General features: G+C 72.5%; 14 protein-coding genes. 8 read left to right on the forward strand and 6 right to left on the reverse strand.

The window, feature by feature from the left end; genetic code table 11:
• Positions 1–32 precede the first annotated feature (32 nt).
• Together ACQKM2_RS27810 and ACQKM2_RS27815 are read right to left on the reverse strand one after the other, a co-directional pair.
• Entirely contained in the window at positions 33–728 is a 696-nt protein-coding gene (locus ACQKM2_RS27810) for a hypothetical protein (protein ID WP_427714516.1), read from the reverse strand.
• 84 nt (positions 729–812) lie between these two features.
• Entirely contained in the window at positions 813–2,138 is a 1,326-nt protein-coding gene (locus ACQKM2_RS27815; RefSeq protein ID WP_427714518.1) for a DUF2252 domain-containing protein, read from the reverse strand.
• Between the two features lie 178 nt (positions 2,139–2,316).
• On the opposite strand from ACQKM2_RS27815, the gene dnaE reads away from it, so the two are divergent.
• Positions 2,317–5,859 (forward strand): DNA polymerase III subunit alpha, encoded by a 3,543-nt coding sequence (dnaE, locus tag ACQKM2_RS27820; RefSeq protein WP_427714519.1) that lies wholly within the window; start codon positions 2,317–2,319, stop codon positions 5,857–5,859.
• 90 nt (positions 5,860–5,949) lie between these two features.
• Here dnaE and ACQKM2_RS27825 read toward each other — a convergent pair whose 3' ends face one another.
• Complete coding sequence (locus ACQKM2_RS27825) at positions 5,950–6,114, reverse strand: hypothetical protein (RefSeq protein WP_427714521.1); 165 nt, start codon at positions 6,112–6,114, stop codon at positions 5,950–5,952.
• A 213-nt stretch (positions 6,115–6,327) separates the two neighbouring features.
• On the opposite strand from ACQKM2_RS27825, the gene ACQKM2_RS27830 reads away from it, so the two are divergent.
• The 4 genes from ACQKM2_RS27830 to ACQKM2_RS27845 are packed head-to-tail and all read left to right on the forward strand — an operon-like array spanning position 6,328 to position 10,157.
• Positions 6,328–7,614, forward strand: a complete 1,287-nt coding sequence (locus ACQKM2_RS27830) for an NYN domain-containing protein (RefSeq protein WP_427714523.1) — start codon at positions 6,328–6,330, stop codon at positions 7,612–7,614.
• A 28-nt stretch (positions 7,615–7,642) separates the two neighbouring features.
• Positions 7,643–8,680 (forward strand): ABC transporter ATP-binding protein, encoded by a 1,038-nt coding sequence (locus ACQKM2_RS27835; RefSeq protein WP_427714525.1) that lies wholly within the window; start codon positions 7,643–7,645, stop codon positions 8,678–8,680.
• Positions 8,677–9,477 carry an ABC transporter permease gene (locus ACQKM2_RS27840; RefSeq protein ID WP_427714527.1) on the forward strand — a complete coding sequence of 267 codons (801 nt, stop codon included), beginning with the start codon at positions 8,677–8,679 and terminating at the stop codon, positions 9,475–9,477. The genes ACQKM2_RS27835 and ACQKM2_RS27840 overlap by 4 nt, the downstream gene beginning before the upstream one ends.
• Positions 9,478–9,524: 47 nt before the next feature.
• Entirely contained in the window at positions 9,525–10,157 is a 633-nt protein-coding gene (locus ACQKM2_RS27845; protein WP_427714528.1) for a hypothetical protein, read from the forward strand.
• A gap of 34 nt (positions 10,158–10,191) precedes the next feature.
• Here the strand turns inward: ACQKM2_RS27845 and ybaK are convergent, their stop codons facing one another.
• Genes ybaK through ACQKM2_RS27860 form a run of 3 tightly spaced genes read right to left on the reverse strand, consistent with a single transcriptional unit; the run spans position 10,192 to position 13,062 of the window.
• Entirely contained in the window at positions 10,192–10,686 is a 495-nt protein-coding gene (gene ybaK, locus ACQKM2_RS27850) for a Cys-tRNA(Pro) deacylase (protein WP_427714529.1), read from the reverse strand.
• 4 nt (positions 10,687–10,690) lie between these two features.
• Complete coding sequence (locus ACQKM2_RS27855) at positions 10,691–11,431, reverse strand: LON peptidase substrate-binding domain-containing protein (protein WP_427714531.1); 741 nt, start codon at positions 11,429–11,431, stop codon at positions 10,691–10,693.
• A gap of 41 nt (positions 11,432–11,472) precedes the next feature.
• Positions 11,473–13,062 carry an oxidoreductase gene (locus ACQKM2_RS27860; RefSeq protein ID WP_427714533.1) on the reverse strand — a complete coding sequence of 530 codons (1,590 nt, stop codon included), beginning with the start codon at positions 13,060–13,062 and terminating at the stop codon, positions 11,473–11,475.
• Between the two features lie 122 nt (positions 13,063–13,184).
• On the opposite strand from ACQKM2_RS27860, the gene hisD reads away from it, so the two are divergent.
• The 3 genes from hisD to hisB are packed head-to-tail and all read left to right on the forward strand — an operon-like array spanning position 13,185 to position 16,233.
• The gene (hisD, locus tag ACQKM2_RS27865; protein WP_427714535.1) at positions 13,185–14,534 is read left to right on the forward strand and encodes a histidinol dehydrogenase; all 1,350 of its coding nucleotides are present in this window, start codon (positions 13,185–13,187) and stop codon (positions 14,532–14,534) included.
• Positions 14,531–15,643: a histidinol-phosphate transaminase gene (locus ACQKM2_RS27870; RefSeq protein ID WP_427714537.1), complete on the forward strand. Its 1,113-nt coding sequence runs from the start codon at positions 14,531–14,533 to the stop codon at positions 15,641–15,643. Before hisD ends, ACQKM2_RS27870 begins: the two co-directional genes overlap by 4 nt.
• Complete coding sequence (hisB, locus tag ACQKM2_RS27875) at positions 15,640–16,233, forward strand: imidazoleglycerol-phosphate dehydratase HisB (RefSeq protein ID WP_007263577.1); 594 nt, start codon at positions 15,640–15,642, stop codon at positions 16,231–16,233. Before ACQKM2_RS27870 ends, hisB begins: the two co-directional genes overlap by 4 nt.
• Position 16,234: the final 1 nt, after the last annotated feature.

Raw genomic sequence — 16,234 nt, forward strand, 5'->3', positions numbered from 1 at the left:
GGGAAGGGACGAGGGGGTGCTGCCGTACGCGCTCAGGCGCTCGCGATCACGAACGCCGCGCGTACGGGAGGACCCCGCCGGCCCACGGAATGCGCCGGGAAGCGGGTACGGGCCACCGCGCCGCGGAACACCGGCCGCAGCGCCCGCCCGGCCCGCCCGGGGACGGCCCCGGCCGAGGCGGCGGCCAGCAGCAGCGGCCGGAACGCGAAGGCGGCGACCGCCCGCAGCAGCCGCACCAGGGCCCGCTCGCCGTGCCGCAGCCACGCGGCGGCCGCCAGCCCGACGGCGACGTGCGCGCCGAGCAGCAGCCAGGGCGTCCACGGCCCGGGCGAGGCCAGCAGCGCCGCCGGATCCCCGGCGGGCCCGGCCACCCCGGTCAGCGGGACGCCCACCGGGGTCCCGCCGCACAGCTCGTCCAGGCCCAGCGCGCGCAGCGGCCCGGCCACCGGCCCGCCGGCGGGGCCGTAGCAGAGGTGCTGGCCGGCGGTGAAGGCGGTGTCGGCCGCCAGCTCCAGCGGGACCAGCAGCCCGGCGATCGGGCCGAAGCCGCGCTCCCGGCCGGCCAGCGCGTAGGCGATCGTGAAGACCCCGGCGAAGGCCCCGGCGATCATCGCGGGCGGCAGCGGGACCCGGGACATGAGCACGTGGGACCCGGCCGAGAGCAGCACGACGAGCGCGCTGAACAGCGCGGCCCGCAGCCCCCGGATCCTCACCCCTGATATGTCCATCGCCGCGAGTCTGTCACGAGTTCCTGTGGAAGAGGTGCCCCGGTTCCTGTGAATCCGTGCCCGGAGCACCTCGCGCCCCAGGGATTACGACATGATCCGGCCGTTGCGGAACAGGTCCACGAAGATCTGGTGGTCGGCGCGGGCCCGGGCCCCGTAGGCGTGGGCGAAGTCGACCAGCAGCTCGGGGAAGCCCTCCTCGTCGGCGGCGATCACCGCGTCGATGGCCCGCTCGGTGGAGAACGGCACCAGGGACTGCCCGCTCTCGGCCTCGTCCGCCGAGGCGTGCATGGTGGCCGTGGCCCGGCCCAGGTCCGCGACCACCTCCGCGATCTCCTCCGGGTCGTCCAGGTCCGACCAGTCCAGGTCCACCGCGTACGGGGAGACCTCCGCGACCAGCTGCCCGGCGCCGTCCAGCTCGGTCCAGCCGAGCCACGGGTCGGCGTGCGCCTGGAGGGCGCGCTGCGAGATCACCGTGCGGTGGCCCTCGTGCTGGAAGTACTCCCGGACCGCCCGGTCGGTGATGTGCCGGGACACGGCCGGGGTCTGCGCCTGCTTGAGGTAGATCACGACGTCGTTCTCCAGGGCGTCGCTGTGCCCCTCCAGCAGGATGTTGTACGAGGGCAGGCCCGCCGAGCCGATGCCCACGCCCCGGCGGCCCACCACGTCCTTGACCCGGTAGGAGTCCGGGCGCACGAGGGACTCCTCCGGCAGGGTCTCCAGGTAGCCGTCGAAGGCGGCCAGCACCTTGTACCGGGTCGCCGCGTCCAGCTCGATCGCCCCGCCGTCCGAAGTGAAGCGGCGCTCGTGGTCGCGGATCTCCGTCATCGAGTCCAGCAGGGCGAAGCGGGTGCGCGAGCGGGCCGCGCGCAGGGCCTCCAGGAGGGCGCCGTCGGCGGTGTCCAGGGTGAAGGAGGGGACCTCCTCGTTCTTCGCGCCGGTCGCCAGCTGGTGGATCCGCTCCCGGTAGGCCGCCGCGTAGGTCCGCACGAGGGAGCCGATCTGCTCGTCGCTGAGGGCCTTGGTGTAGCCGATCAGGGCGACGGAGGCGGCGAAGCGCTTGAGGTCCCAGGTGAAGGGGCCCACGTACGCCTCGTCGAAGTCGTTCACGTTGAACACCAGCCGGCCGTTGGCGTCCATGTACGTGCCGAAGTTCTCGGCGTGCAGGTCGCCGTGGATCCAGACCCGGCCGGTGCGCTCGTCCAGGTAGGGGCCGCCGTGCCGGTCCCGCTCCAGGTCCGCGTAGAAGAGGCAGGCCGTGCCCCGGTAGAAGGCGAAGGCCGAGGCCGCCATCTTCCGGAACTTGACCTGGAAGGCGGCGGGGTCGGCGGCGAGCAGCCGGCCGAATGCGGTGTCGAACACATCGAGTATCTGCTCGGCGCGCTGCTCGTCGGTGGTCTCGGTGACCGCCATGGCGGATGCCTCCTGGTGCAAGGGGTGGTACGGCTTCTGTCCGACTGGACGCCGGACCGGTCTTCCCGGTTCTGCAACTTCTGCAACGGCCGACCGTACCCGTCAGTGCCCCGGGTCTGTCACTCGCGGGACGTAGGATTCGTAGCTGCCGCCCCTCTCTCCTCAGGAGGCCCCCACCGTGACCAAGACGCCGTTCACGCACCTGCACGTCCACACCCAGTACTCGCTGCTGGACGGTGCCGCGCGGCTGAAGGACATGTTCTCCGCCTGCAATGAAATGGGCATGACGCACATCGCCATGTCCGACCACGGCAACCTCCACGGGGCCTACGACTTCTTCCACACCGCGCAGAAGTCCGGCATCACCCCGATCATCGGCATCGAGGCGTACGTCGCCCCCGAGTCCCGGCGCAACAAGCGCCGCATCCAGTGGGGCCAGCCCCACCAGAAGCGCGACGACGTCTCCGGTTCCGGCGGTTACACCCACAAGACGATCTGGGCGGCGAACGCCACCGGCCTGCACAACCTCTTCCGGCTGTCCTCCGACGCGTACGCCGAGGGCTGGCTCACGAAGTGGCCGCGCATGGACAAGGAGACCATCAGCAAGTGGTCGGAGGGCCTGATCGCCTCCACCGGCTGCCCCTCCGGCGAGCTCCAGACCCGACTGCGCCTCGGCCAGTTCGACGAGGCCCTGAAGTCGGCCTCCGAGTACCAGGACATCTTCGGCAAGGACCGCTACTTCCTGGAGCTGATGGACCACGGCATCGAGATCGAGCGCCGGGTCCGCGACGGCCTCCTGGAGATCGGCAAGAAGCTCGGCATCCCGCCGCTGGTCACGAACGACTCGCACTACACGTATGCCAGCGAGGCCGGCGCCCACGACGCCCTGCTGTGCATCCAGACCGGCAAGAACCTCTCGGACCCCGACCGCTTCCGCTTCGACGGCTCCGGCTACTACCTGAAGTCGACCGACGAGATGTACGCGATCGACTCCTCGGACGCCTGGCAGGAGGGCTGCGCCAACACGAAGCTGGTCGCGGACCAGATCGACACCGAGGGCATGTTCAAGTTCCGGAACCTGATGCCGAAGTTCGACATCCCGGACGGCTACACCGAGGTCACCTGGTTCCGCGAGGAGACCATGAAGGGGATGCACCGCCGCTTCCCCGGCGGGATCCCGGACGACCGCATGAAGCAGGTCGAGTACGAGATGGACACGATCATCTCGATGGGCTTCCCCGGCTACTTCCTCGTGGTCGCCGACTTCATCATGTGGGCCAAGAACCAGGGCATCGCGGTCGGCCCCGGCCGAGGCTCCGCGGCCGGCTCGATCGTCGCGTACGCCATGGGCATCACCGACCTCGACCCCATCCCGCACGGCCTGATCTTCGAGCGCTTCCTGAACCCCGAGCGCGTCTCCATGCCCGACGTCGACATCGACTTCGACGAGCGTCGGCGCGTCGAGGTGATCAGGTACGTGACGGAGAAGTACGGCGCCGACAAGGTCGCCATGATCGGCACCTACGGCACCATCAAGGCCAAGAACGCGATCAAGGACTCCGCCCGCGTCCTCGGCTACCCGTACGCCATGGGCGACCGGCTCACCAAGGCCATGCCCGCCGACGTCCTCGGCAAGGGCATCCCGCTCTCCGGCATCCTCGACCCGCAGCACCCCCGCTACGGCGAGGCCGGCGAGATCCGCGGGATGTACGAGAACGAGCCCGACGTGAAGAAGGTCATCGACACCGCCCGCGGCGTCGAGGGCCTGGTCCGCCAGATGGGCGTGCACGCCGCCGGCGTGATCATGTCCAGCGAGACGATCACCGACCACGTACCCGTCTGGGTGCGGCACACCGACGGCGTCACCATCACCCAGTGGGACTACCCGAGCTGCGAGTCGCTCGGCCTGCTGAAGATGGACTTCCTCGGCCTGCGCAACCTCACGATCATGGACGACGCCGTCAAGATGGTGAAGGCCAACAAGGGGATCGACATCGACCTCCTGGCCCTCCCGCTCGACGACGCCAAGACCTTCGAGCTCCTCGGCCGCGGTGACACCCTCGGCGTGTTCCAGTTCGACGGCGGGCCCATGCGCTCCCTGCTGCGCCTGATGAAGCCCGACAACTTCGAAGACATCTCCGCCGTGTCCGCGCTCTACCGCCCGGGCCCGATGGGCATGAACTCGCACACGAACTACGCCCTGCGCAAGAACAAGCAGCAGGAGATCACCCCGATCCACCCGGAGCTGGAGAAGCCCCTCGAAGAGGTGCTCGCGGTCACCTACGGCCTGATCGTCTACCAGGAGCAGGTGCAGAAGGCCGCCCAGATCATCGCCGGGTACTCCCTCGGCGAGGCCGACATCCTCCGCCGCGTGATGGGCAAGAAGAAGCCCGAGGAGCTGGCGAAGAACTTCGTCATCTTCGAGGAGGGCGCCCGCAAGAACGGCTTCACCGACCAGGCGATCAAGGCCCTCTGGGACGTCCTGGTCCCCTTCGCCGGCTACGCCTTCAACAAGGCCCACTCGGCCGCGTACGGCCTGGTCTCCTACTGGACCGCCTACCTCAAGGCGAACTACCCGGCCGAGTACATGGCCGGCCTGCTCACCTCGGTCAAGGACGACAAGGACAAGTCCGCGATCTACCTCAACGAGTGCCGGCGCATGGGCATCAAGGTGCTCCCGCCGAACGTGAACGAGTCGGAGTCCAACTTCGCCGCCCAGGGCGACGACGTGATCCTCTTCGGCCTCACCGCCGTCCGCAACGTCGGACAGAACGTCGTCGACTCGATCATCAAGACCAGGAAGTCGAAGGGGAAGTACTCCTCCTTCCCCGACTTCCTCGACAAGGTCGAGGCCGTCGTCTGCAACAAGCGCACCGTCGAGTCGCTGATCAAGGCCGGCGCCTACGACGAGATGGGCCACACCCGCAAGGGCCTGGTCGCCCACCACGAATCGATGATCGACAACGTGGTCGCGGTCAAGCGCAAGGAAGCCGAGGGACAGTTCGACCTGTTCGGCGGAATGGGTGACGAGGACGGCAGCGACGAGCCCGGCTTCGGCCTCGACGTCGAGTTCTCCGACGTCGAGTGGGAGAAGTCCTACCTGCTCGCCCAGGAGCGCGAGATGCTCGGCCTCTACGTCTCCGACCACCCACTCTTCGGCCTGGAGCACGTCCTGTCCGACAAGACGGACGCCGGGATCTCCCAGCTCACCGGCGGAGAGCACTCCGACGGCGCCGTCGTCACCATCGGCGGCATCATCTCCGGCCTCCAGCGCAAGATGACCAAGCAGGGCAACGCCTGGGCCATCGCCACCGTCGAGGACCTGGCCGGCTCCATCGAGTGCATGTTCTTCCCCGCGACCTACCAGCTCGTCTCCACCCAGCTGGTCGAGGACACCGTCGTCTTCGTCAAGGGCCGCCTCGACAAGCGCGAGGACGTCCCCCGCCTGGTCGCCATGGAGATGATGGTCCCCGACCTCTCCTCCGCCGGCACCAACGCCCCCGTGGTCCTCACCATCCCCACCGTCAAGGTCACCCCGCCGATGGTGACCCGTCTGGGCGAGATCCTGCGCCACCACAAGGGCAACACCGAGGTGCGGATCAAGCTCCAGGGCCCCCGCACCACCACCGTGCTGCGCCTGGACCGGCACCGGGTCCAGCCCGACCCCGCCCTCTTCGGCGACCTCAAGGTGCTGCTCGGGCCCTCCTGCCTGGCCGGATAGCCGGCACGGGCGCGCGCCCGTGCACCCGCGCACCGAAGGGCCCCGCCGGCGACGCTGCCGGCGGGGCCCTTCGCACGCGTGCGCGCGGCGTCAGTTGTGGCCGAAGCGCTTCTGCTTGCTCTTGTGGGCCATGTCCAGCGGGCTCGGCGACTGCGAGGTGCGCTCCTCCGGCGTGACCTCGGCCGAACTGCGGTCCTGGCCGCCCGAACGCGGTTGCTGCTTGGCGGGCTGCTTCTGGTTCTTGTTCTTGGCCATGGAATGCCTCCGTGGGGGGTGTAGGGGCCAGGGCCGCCTTCACACTCACACACCCCCACAAAGCCCGCATTTTGGATCATTGGCACGCGCGGCGGGGGTCGCTTTCGAGGCCCCCCGAGAGATACGCCACGCCGATGATCGAGTTCCGGCCGTCAACGCCCTTGCGGTCGGGCAGACTCGGGGAAAACCTGTCGAGGACCCCCACGGAAGAGGGTGGAACGCGTGGACCGCTGCGTCGTCCTGGTGGACGCCGGATACCTGCTGGGGGCCGCCGCGAGCCTCCTCGCCGGGGAACCCTCCCGCTCCCGCATCACCGTCGACCACTCCGCCCTCATCCAGGGCCTGCGCGAACGCGCCGAAGCCGACACCCAGCAGCCCCTCCTGCGGATCTACTGGTTCGACGGGGCCCCCGACCGGGTCCCCCAGCCCGAACACCGCAGGCTCCGCGTCATGTCCCGCGTCACCGTCCGGCTCGGCGCCCTGACCCGAAGCGACGGCCGCTGGGCGCAGAAGGGCGTCGACGCCGCCATGCACGCCGAACTCACCGAACTCGCCCGCAACCGGGCCTGCTCCGACGTGGTCCTCGTCACCGGCGACGGCGACCTCCTGCCCGGCCTGATGTCCGCCAAGGAACACGGCGTCGCCGTCCACCTCTGGGCCGTACAGGCCGCCGACGGGGACTACAACCAGTCCGAGGACCTCGTCGCCGAGGCCGACGAACGCCGCGTCCTCGACCGCGCCTGGATCACCCGCGCCGTCCGCGCCCGCGACCTCGCCGGACTCTGCCCCCCGCCGCCCGCCCCCCGCCCCGAGATCGCCGCGATCCTCTCCGCACCCCTGCCCGAGGCGGCCCTCGCCGAGGCCGCCCGCAACGGCACCCCCGCCACCCCCGAGCCCCGCCCGAACGGAGCACCCGTACCGGCACCCGCCACCGAAGGCGCCAAACCCGTCCCCACCCCCAAGGACCTCGCCGCCCTCCGCGCCCCCGCCCCCGTCCCCGCCGCCTCGCCGGCCGCCCACACCGCCGCCAGCCCGGCCGGCAGCGCCCTGCGCTGGTCCTCCGACAAGGGCTGGATCGACCGGGCCGGCCCGCTCGGCGAACCCGCCGAGACCGCCTCCCTGCCCACCCTCGCCCAGCTCACCAGCGCCGAGCAGCGCTGGGCCGACCGCGAGGAGGACATCACCACCGTCGGCGGCGACCCCTTCGAAGTCGGCCAGGTCTTCGCCCGACGCTGGATGGAACGCCTCCCGGAAGCCGCCCACCTGCAGAAACTCGCCACCATGTACCCCCGCGTCCCGCACCGCATCGACGGGGAGCTGCTCCGCTACGCCGCCCGGTTCGGGCTCCTCGCCCACAAGGACGACCAGATCGACGAGCACGACCGCTACGCCATCCGCGCGGGGTTCTGGAGGGAGATCGACGTGCGTGCCGCGGCCGAGCACGTGGGCGGGCCGGCGGCCGCCGTACCCGGGGCCCCGATGACCCCGGCGGCCGAGTAGGGCCGGAAGCCGCGTAGGCTGCTCCCTCGTGAGCACGGGCACAGCACAGGCAGGAACGACCACGGCGGCGGCCGCCGGAGCCGCTTCGGACGTGGTCTGCGCGGTGCGTGACCTGGTCAAGACGTATCCCGCCGTACGCGGCCGGCGCGGGGCCCCCGCCCTGCCCGAGACCCGCGCCAACGACGGGATCTGCCTGGAGGTCCGGCGCGGCGAGGTCTTCGGCCTGCTCGGCCCCAACGGCGCCGGCAAGTCCACCCTGGTCCGCCAGCTCACCGGCCTGATGCGCCCCGACGCGGGCAGCGTCACCCTCCTCGGCCACGACATCGTGCGCCACCCCGAGCGGGCCTCCCGGCTGCTGGCCTACCTCGGACAGGAGTCCACCGCCCTCGACGAGCTCACCGTCGCACTGGCCGCCGAGACCACCGGCCGGCTGCGCGGGCTCGGCGCCCGCGAGGCCCGGGCCGCCCGGGACGGCGTGATGGAGGAGCTCGGCCTCACCGAGATCGCCGGACGCCCCCTCAAGAAGCTCTCCGGCGGACAGCGCCGACTGGCCTGCTTCGCCGCCGCGCTGGTGGGGGAGCGGCCCGTCCTCGTCCTCGACGAGCCGACCACCGGCATGGACCCGGTGGCCCGGCGGGCCGTCTGGGAGGCCGTGGACCGCCGCCGGCTCTCCCACGGCGCCACCGTCCTGCTCGTCACCCACAACGTCATCGAGGCCGAGACCGTCCTCGACCGGGTCGCCGTCGTCGACCAGGGCAAGGTCATCGCCTGCGACACCCCCGCCGGCCTCAAGGCCCGGGTCTCCGACGAGGTCCGCCTGGAGCTGGTCTGGCGCACCGCCGCGCCGCTCGACGTGCCCGAGGTCGCCGCGCTCGCCCCCAAGGCCGCCGAGTCCGGCCGCCGCTGGGTGCTGAGGCTGCCGCAGGACGAGGCCCGCGCGGCCGTCGCCGCCGTCACCGGGGGCCCGGCCTTCGCCGCCCTCGACGATTTCACGTTGGCCACGCCGAGCCTGGAGGACGTGTACCTCGCGCTGGGCGGCCGGATGAAGGGTCTGGTCAAGTCGTGACCACCGCTGCTGCCGCTGCCACCGCTGCTGCGCCCGTCGGCGTCCTGGCTCCGAAGGCGCGGCTGTTCCCCGCCCTCGCCGCCGTCTACCGGGCCCAGCTGTCCCGGGCGCGGGTCGCCCGGATACCGCTGCTGTTCGTCGCCACCTTCCAGTCCGTCGGCATCATGATCCTGATGCGGGGCGTCGTCGACGGGGGCGGCGGCTCCGAGGCCCGCGCCGTCGTCGCCGGCTCCTCCGTCCTCGTCGTCGCCTTCGTCGCCCTGAACCTGCTCGCGCAGTACTTCGGGCAGCTGCGGGCCGGCGGCGGCCTCGACCACTACGCCACCCTGCCCGTGCCGCCCGCCTCGGTGGTGCTCGGCGCGGCCGCCGCGTACGCCTCCTTCACCCTGCCGGGGACGCTGGTCACCGCCGTGTTCGGCTGCGTGCTGTTCGGCCTGCCGATGGGCGGCCTGTGGATCCTCGCCGCCGTCGTCCCGCTGGCCGGTGCCGCCCTCGCCGGACTCGGCGCCGCGCTCGGGCTGCTCGCGCCGCGCCAGGAGCTGGCCACGCTCGCCGGACAGCTCGGCATGTCCGCGGCGCTGCTGCTGGGCGTGCTCCCGGCCGAGCGGATGCCGGACGTCATCGTGTGGGCGCGGGACCTGCTGCCGTCCACGTACGGGGTCGAGGCCTTCGCGGAGACCTTCGCCCCGCACCCCGACTGGACGGCCGTCCTCCTCGACCTCGGCGTCTGCGCGGCCGTCGGGGTGCTGTCCCTGACCGTCGCCACCTGGGCCTACCGGCGGGCCGCGGTCCGCTGACGCCGGTCGCCGACGCCGGCCGCGGCCGCACCTGGCACGATGTGGGGGTGACCGAAGCCGTGACCCCGCAGCAGCAGCCGACCCTGCCCCCGCTCCCCGAGCCCGAGGCCGCCGTCACCGCGGCGGACGTCCGCGACGCGGCCGCCGTCACCCTGGCGGTGGGCGCCTCCGGGGTGCTCCTCGGGCTGCTGTGGACGTGGCTCGCGCCGCGCGTGCAGTACGTCTCCAACGGCGAGGCCGTCTTCCTGCGCAACACCGAGAGCGAGGCGCGGATCGGCGCCGACGGCACGTTCTTCCTGCTGGCGCTGGGGCTGGGCGTGCTCAGCGCGGTCGGGGTGTTCCTGTGGCGCCGGCGCGGAGGAGTCCCGCTGGTGATCGGCCTCGCCGTCGGGGCCTGCTTCGCCTCCCTGGTGGGCTGGCGGCTCGGGCTCTGGCTGAGCCCCGGCTCCGACGTCCCGGCCGCCGCCGCGAAGGCGGGCAAGGGCGTACCGTTCGACGCGCCGCTCCAGCTGCTCGCGTACGGGGTCCTGCTGGTGTGGCCGATGGCGGCCGCCGCGGCCCACCTGGGCCTGACGGCCCTGTGGGGCCGGCGCGACCCCGAGCCGGAGCCCGAGTGGCACGCCGAGGGCACCTACCCCCCGCCGCACGTCCACGCCGCCCCGGAACCCCCGCAGACCTGACCCCTGGCCGGGGGTGCAGCGGCCCACCGGCCCGTCAAGGGCGGCCGATCGGGGCCAGGACCGCGTCGGTGAGCGCCGCCAGGTCGGCGGGGGCCAGTTCGACCTCCAGGCCGCGGCGGCCCGCCGAGACGCAGATCGTGGCGTGGCCGGAGGCAGAGGCGTCCAGCACCGTCGGCAGCCGGCGCCGCTGCCCCAGCGGGGAGATGCCGCCCCGCACGTACCCCGTGGTGCGCTCCGCCAGCGCCGGATCGGCCATCGCCGCCCGCTTCCCGCCCACCGCGCCCGCGAGGGCCTTCAGGTCGAGCGAGCCCGACACCGGGACCACCGCCACCGTCAGTGCCCCGTCCACGTCGGCGACCAGGGTCTTGAACACCTGCTCCGGGGAGACGCCCAGCGCCTCGGCCGCCTCCTCCCCGTACGAGGGGTGCGCGGGGTCGTGCTCGTAGGCGTGGGTGGTGAACGCCACGCCCGCGCCGGTGAGGGCGGTGATGGCCGGGGTGCCGGCCGCCTGCGGCTTCTTCTTCGCCATGGCCTCAGTTCGGGCTCGTCGGGGTACGGGTCAGGTCCACCGCCGGCAGCGACGGGAGGTGGCGGATGACCGCCGTCTCCGTACGGAGGAGCTTCAGCTCTTCCGCGAGCCGCGTCGCCGTGTCCGGAGCCTGGAGCAGCCGCTGCTTCGACGGGGTGTCCAGCACGGCGGCGGCCGCCACCAGGTACGACACCACCGACGGCTCGTCCGGCAGGTCCGGCGCCGAGGCCAGGGACCGCTCACGGGCCCCCGCCAGCCGCTTCTGGTAGCTGCGGAAGGCCCGCAGCACCCCCTCGGACAGGGCGCCGGCGCCCTCGCCCGCGTCCTCCGCGAGCTCCTCCAGCTCCGCCACCAGGAACGGCCCCGACGCGTCGACCGACACCAGCCGCACCCGGGTCGTGCCGGTGGCCAGCACCTCGAAGCTGCCGTCCTCCCGCTCCCGGATCGTCGCCGCGTCCGCGATGCAGCCCACCCGGTGGAACGCCTGGATCGGGTCGGCGCCGAACCCGGCCGCCGGACCCTTCTCGGGCAGCGCCGTCTGGTCCGGCAGCCCGGGCGCGGTCGGGGCGACCTCCCGGCCGTCGCGGATCGCGACGACCGCGAACCGGCGCGGCTCCTCCTCCCCGGACTTCAGCAGCTCGCGCATCATGGCGCGATACCGCTCCTCGAAGACGTTCAGCGGCAGCACGAGGCCCGGGAACAGCACCGAGTTCAGCGGGAAGAGGGGCAGGCGAACGGTGGTCACGAGGCACAGGGTAGTGGCCGGAAGGCCCGGGACGTCACCCGTTAACCCCGCCTCAGCAGCCGCGACGCACCAGCCGCCACCGTCGTGGCCAGGATCCAGCCCAGCAGCACCAGCGCCGCCGACCCCCACTGCCAGCCGCCCTCCAGCCTCCACTGCCCCTGCTGCCCGAGATCGATCACCGGGAGCAGCAGGTCCAGCGCGTACAGCGCCGCGTCCCACTGCGGATGCTCGTCCGCCTTGATCGGCGGCGGCTCGTGCCGCAGGAACAGCAGGGTGCCCGCCGCCCACAGCACCGCCATCCACAGCGCCGCCCGTCCCGGCCGGTACCCGTACACCACCGTCCAGTCCTGGAGGTACCCCCAGGCCCGCGCGGCCGGCGGCAGCGTCGCCCGGCGGCAGCGCTGCTTCGCCACCAGCACCTCGCGGGCCCCGGAGTCCTCCCCGCCGGCCCGCAGCACCGCGGCCAGCCGCTCGTACGGCTCGGGCGAGTACTCGGGGGTGGCCGCCTCCAGCCACTCCAGCCGGCGCGACAGCGGGAAGTGCCCCCGGGGCGCCAGCTCCTCGTAGACGAAGCCCTCCATCGACACCCGGCCGCGCCCGGGCCAGCTCGTCGACCGGTCCACGAGCTTGACCACCTTCGCCCCCGAGACCACCACCCGGCCCAGCTCCGGCGCCTCGCCCACGAACCGCAGCTCCGGCGTCTGGACCCGCCGCAGCGACACCTCCTGGTCCGCGCGCAGCTCGAACCGGGCCCCGTAGAAGTCGGCCGAGTCGCCGAACCGGCCGTCGTCCAGCCGCAGCCCGCCCCGGCACTCGAAGCGCTGCGCCGGCCCGCCCGTCGTAGGCGTCCGGCCCCAGTCGTACGGGCGCTCCGGGTCGGCCGCCGGGGAGGGCAGGCCGATCGACGTCAGGTACAGGGTCCGCTCGACGGTCAGCGTCGGGGCGTTCAGCGCCCGCCGGCCGTCGCGGTTGCTCAGCCGCGCCCCGCGCAGGCTCATCGAGGCGCCCACCTTCGCCCCGCGCAGGCTCACCTCGCCGTGCGTCTCCAGCATGTCCGCCTGGAGGTCCTGCGCCACCGCCAGCCCGTCGGCGGCGATGGCCCGGCCCCGGTTGTCCCGGTGGACCACCGTGCCGCTGAGCAGCAGGTCGGTGCCGATCTGCGCGTCGGTCAGCCGGATCCCGCGCGCCACCCGGCAGCGCGCCAGGTGCAGGTCGCCCTCGGTGTGCAGGCGGGCCCCCTCCAGCCGGGGTATCGCGCAGTCGGTCAGCCGGAGCGTGCCGAAGCGGGTCTCGGACACCTGGACCTCGCCGTCGAAGCGGCACGCGCGGATCTCCACGTACGGGGCCACCGCGGCACTGGACAGGTCCAGCCGCCCGGTGATCTGCGCACCGCGCAGCTTCAGCCGCCCCACCCGCCCCGGCAGCGGCGCGGGCCCGGCCAGCAGCAGGTGCGCCACCACCTCCGCCCGGATTCGGCGCTCGGGGCCCCAGGCCCGCCCCGAGTACGGATCGTCCAGGCCGGCGTCACGGGCGCCGAGGTCGCACACGGCGCCCGCCCGGAAGGCCTCCCACATCCGCCGTTCGGCCCCGGTCAGGCCGTCCGGCCGCCCGTCCCCCTGCGCTTCGGTCACGGCAGCCCCCCGCTGTCATTCACGTGTACGAGAACGCTAAGGGGCGCCGGTGACGTCCGGGGCGTGTATCAGCCAGTGATACGGGCGGACGGCGGTGGGAAGCGGTCTGAGAGAATTGGGACGTGATCTCTCGTATCGACCTGCGCGGTGACGCCCTCCCCGAGGGCGGCGCCCTGCGCGACCTGCTGCCCCGTGCCGAGTTCGACGTGGAAGCCGCCCTGGAAAAGGTGCGGCCCATCTGCGAGGACGTCCATCATCGTGGCACGGCGGCGCTGATCGAGTACGCGCAGAAGTTCGACGGGGTCGAACTCACGCAGGTCCGGGTGCCCGCGGAGGCCCTCAAGGCCGCCCTGGAACAGCTGGACCCGGCCGTCCGCGCCGCCCTGGAGGAGTCCATCCGGCGCGCCCGGATCGTGCACCGCAACCAGCGCCGGACCGAGCACACCACCCAGGTGGTCCCCGGCGGCACCGTGACCGAGAAGTGGGTTCCGGTCGAGCGCGTGGGCCTGTACGCCCCCGGCGGCCGCTCCGTGTACCCGTCCTCCGTCGTCATGAACGTGGTCCCGGCCCAGGAGGCGGGCGTCGAGTCGATCGCGCTCGCGTCCCCGCCGCAGAAAGAGTTCGGCGGGCTGCCGCACCCGACCATCCTGGCGGCGTGCGCGCTGCTCGGCGTGGACGAGGTGTACGCGGCCGGCGGCGCCCAGGCCGTCGCGATGTTCGCGTACGGCACGGACGAGTGCGCCCCCGCGAACATGGTGACCGGCCCCGGCAACATCTGGGTCGCCGCCGCCAAGCGCTACTTCACCGGGAAGATCGGCATCGACACCGAGGCCGGCCCCACCGAGATCGCCGTCCTCGCCGACTCCACGGCCGACCCGGTCCACGTCGCCGCCGACCTGATCAGCCAGGCCGAGCACGACCCGCTCGCCGCCGCCGTCCTCGTCACGGACTCCGCCGAACTCGCGGAAGCCGTCGAGAAGGAGCTGGAGCCGCAGGTCGCCGCGACCAAGCACGTCGAGGACCGGATCAAGCCCGCCCTCGCCGGCAAGCAGTCCGCGATCGTGCTGGTCGACAGCCTGGAGGACGGCCTCAAGGTCGTCGACGCGTACGGCGCCGAACACCTGGAGATCCAGACCGCCGACGCCGCCGCCTGGGCCGCCCGGGTCCGCAACGCCGGCGCGGTCTTCGTCGGCCCCTGGGCGCCGGTCTCCCTCGGCGACTACTGCGCCGGCTCCAACCACGTCCTGCCCACCGGCGGCTGCGCCTGCCACTCCTCGGGCCTGTCCGTGCAGTCCTTCCTGCGCGGCATCCACATCGTCGACTACACGCGCGACGCCCTCGCCGACGTGGCCCACCACGTGGTGACCCTCGCCGAGGCCGAGGACCTGCCCGCGCACGGCGCGGCCATCAAGGCCCGTTTTGCCGGAGGCGAACAGGACCAGCACAGCGGATGGAAGGTCCCGAACCAGTGACCACGATCGGCATCGACGACCTCCCCATCCGGGACGAGCTCCGCGGCAAGACCCCCTACGGCGCCCCGCAGCTCGACGTGCCCGTCCAGCTGAACACCAACGAGAACCCGTACGAGCTGCCCGAGCCGCTCGTACGGCGCATCGCCGAGCGCGTCGCCGACGCCGCCCGCACCCTCAACCGCTACCCCGACCGGGACGCGGTCGAGCTGCGCACCGAGCTGGCCGCCTACCTCACCCGCACGGCCAAGCACCCCGTCGCCAAGGAGAACGTCTGGGCCGCCAACGGCTCCAACGAGGTCCTCCAGCAGCTGCTCCAGACCTTCGGCGGCCCGGGGCGCACGGCCATCGGCTTCGAGCCCTCGTACTCGATGCACGCGCTCATCGCGCGCGGCACCGGCACCGGCTGGATCTCCGGCCCGCGCCGCGAGGACTTCACCATCGACGTGGCGGCGGCCGAGCTGGCCATCGCCGAGCACGCCCCCGACGTCGTGTTCATCGCCTCGCCGAACAACCCCACGGGCACCGCGGTCGAGGCGGAGACGGTCCTCGCCCTCTACGAGGCCGCGCAGGCCGCCAAGCCCTCCCTGGTCATCGTGGACGAGGCCTACGTGGAGTTCTCCCACCGGGACTCCCTCCTCCCGCTGATCGAGGGCCGCCCCAACCTGGTGGTCTCCCGGACCATGTCCAAGGCCTTCGGCGCCGCGGGCCTGCGCCTGGGCTACCTGGCCGCGCACCCGGCCGTCGTCGACGCCGTGCAGCTCGTACGCCTGCCGTACCACCTGTCCGCCGTCACCCAGGCGACCGCGCTGGCCGCGCTGGAGCACACCGACACCCTGCTCGGCTACGTCGAGCAGCTCAAGGCCGAACGGGACCGCCTCGTCACCGAGCTGCGGGCCATCGGCTTCGAGGTCACCGAGTCCGACGCGAACTTCGTCCAGTTCGGGAAGTTCGAGGACTCCCACACCGCCTGGCAGAAGATCCTCGACCAGGGCGTCCTGGTCCGGGACAACGGCGTACCGGGCTGGCTGCGGGTCACCGCCGGCACGCCGGCCGAGAACGACGCGTTCCTGGAAGCGGTTCGCGCACTGAAGAAGGAGCAGCAGGCATGAGCCGCATCGGACGGGTCGAGCGCACCACGAAGGAGACCACGGTCCTCGTCGAGATAGACCTCGACGGCACCGGCAAGGTCGACGTCTCGACGGGTGTCGGCTTCTACGACCACATGCTCGACCAGCTCGGCCGCCACGGCCTCTTCGACCTCACGGTCAAGACGGACGGCGACCTGCACATCGACAGCCACCACACCATCGAGGACACCGCCCTCGCGCTGGGCGCCGCCTTCAAGCAGGCCCTCGGCGACAAGGTGGGCATCTACCGCTTCGGCAACTGCACCGTCCCGCTGGACGAGTCCCTCGCCCAGGTGACCGTGGACCTCTCCGGCCGCCCGTACCTCGTGCACACCGAGCCCGAGAACATGGCGCCGATGATCGGCGAGTACGACACGACGATGACCCGGCACATCTTCGAGTCCTTCGTCGCGCAGGCCCAGATCGCCCTGCACATCCACGTCCCGTACGGCCGCAACGCCCACCACATCGTGGAGTGCCAGTTCAAGGCCCTCGCCCGGGCCCTGCGCTACGCCGCCGAGTTCGACCCGCGCGCCGCCGGCATCCTGCCCTCCACGAAGGGCGCCCTCTAGC

Source organism: Streptomyces sp. NPDC004126, assembly GCF_050275515.1.
Lineage (GTDB): Bacteria > Actinomycetota > Actinomycetes > Streptomycetales > Streptomycetaceae > Streptomyces.

Bases quoted from the DNA above. Each gene is read 5' to 3' on its own strand.
- ACQKM2_RS27810 (WP_427714516.1), bottom strand. From the start codon at position 728: ATGGACATATCAGGGGTGAGGATCCGGGGGCTGCGGGCCGCGCTGTTC.
- ACQKM2_RS27815 (WP_427714518.1), bottom strand. From the start codon at position 2,138: ATGGCGGTCACCGAGACCACCGACGAGCAGCGCGCCGAGCAGATACTC.
- ACQKM2_RS27825 (WP_427714521.1), bottom strand. From the start codon at position 6,114: ATGGCCAAGAACAAGAACCAGAAGCAGCCCGCCAAGCAGCAACCGCGT.
- ybaK (WP_427714529.1), bottom strand. From the start codon at position 10,686: ATGGCGAAGAAGAAGCCGCAGGCGGCCGGCACCCCGGCCATCACCGCC.
- hisB (WP_007263577.1), top strand. From the start codon at position 15,640: ATGAGCCGCATCGGACGGGTCGAGCGCACCACGAAGGAGACCACGGTC.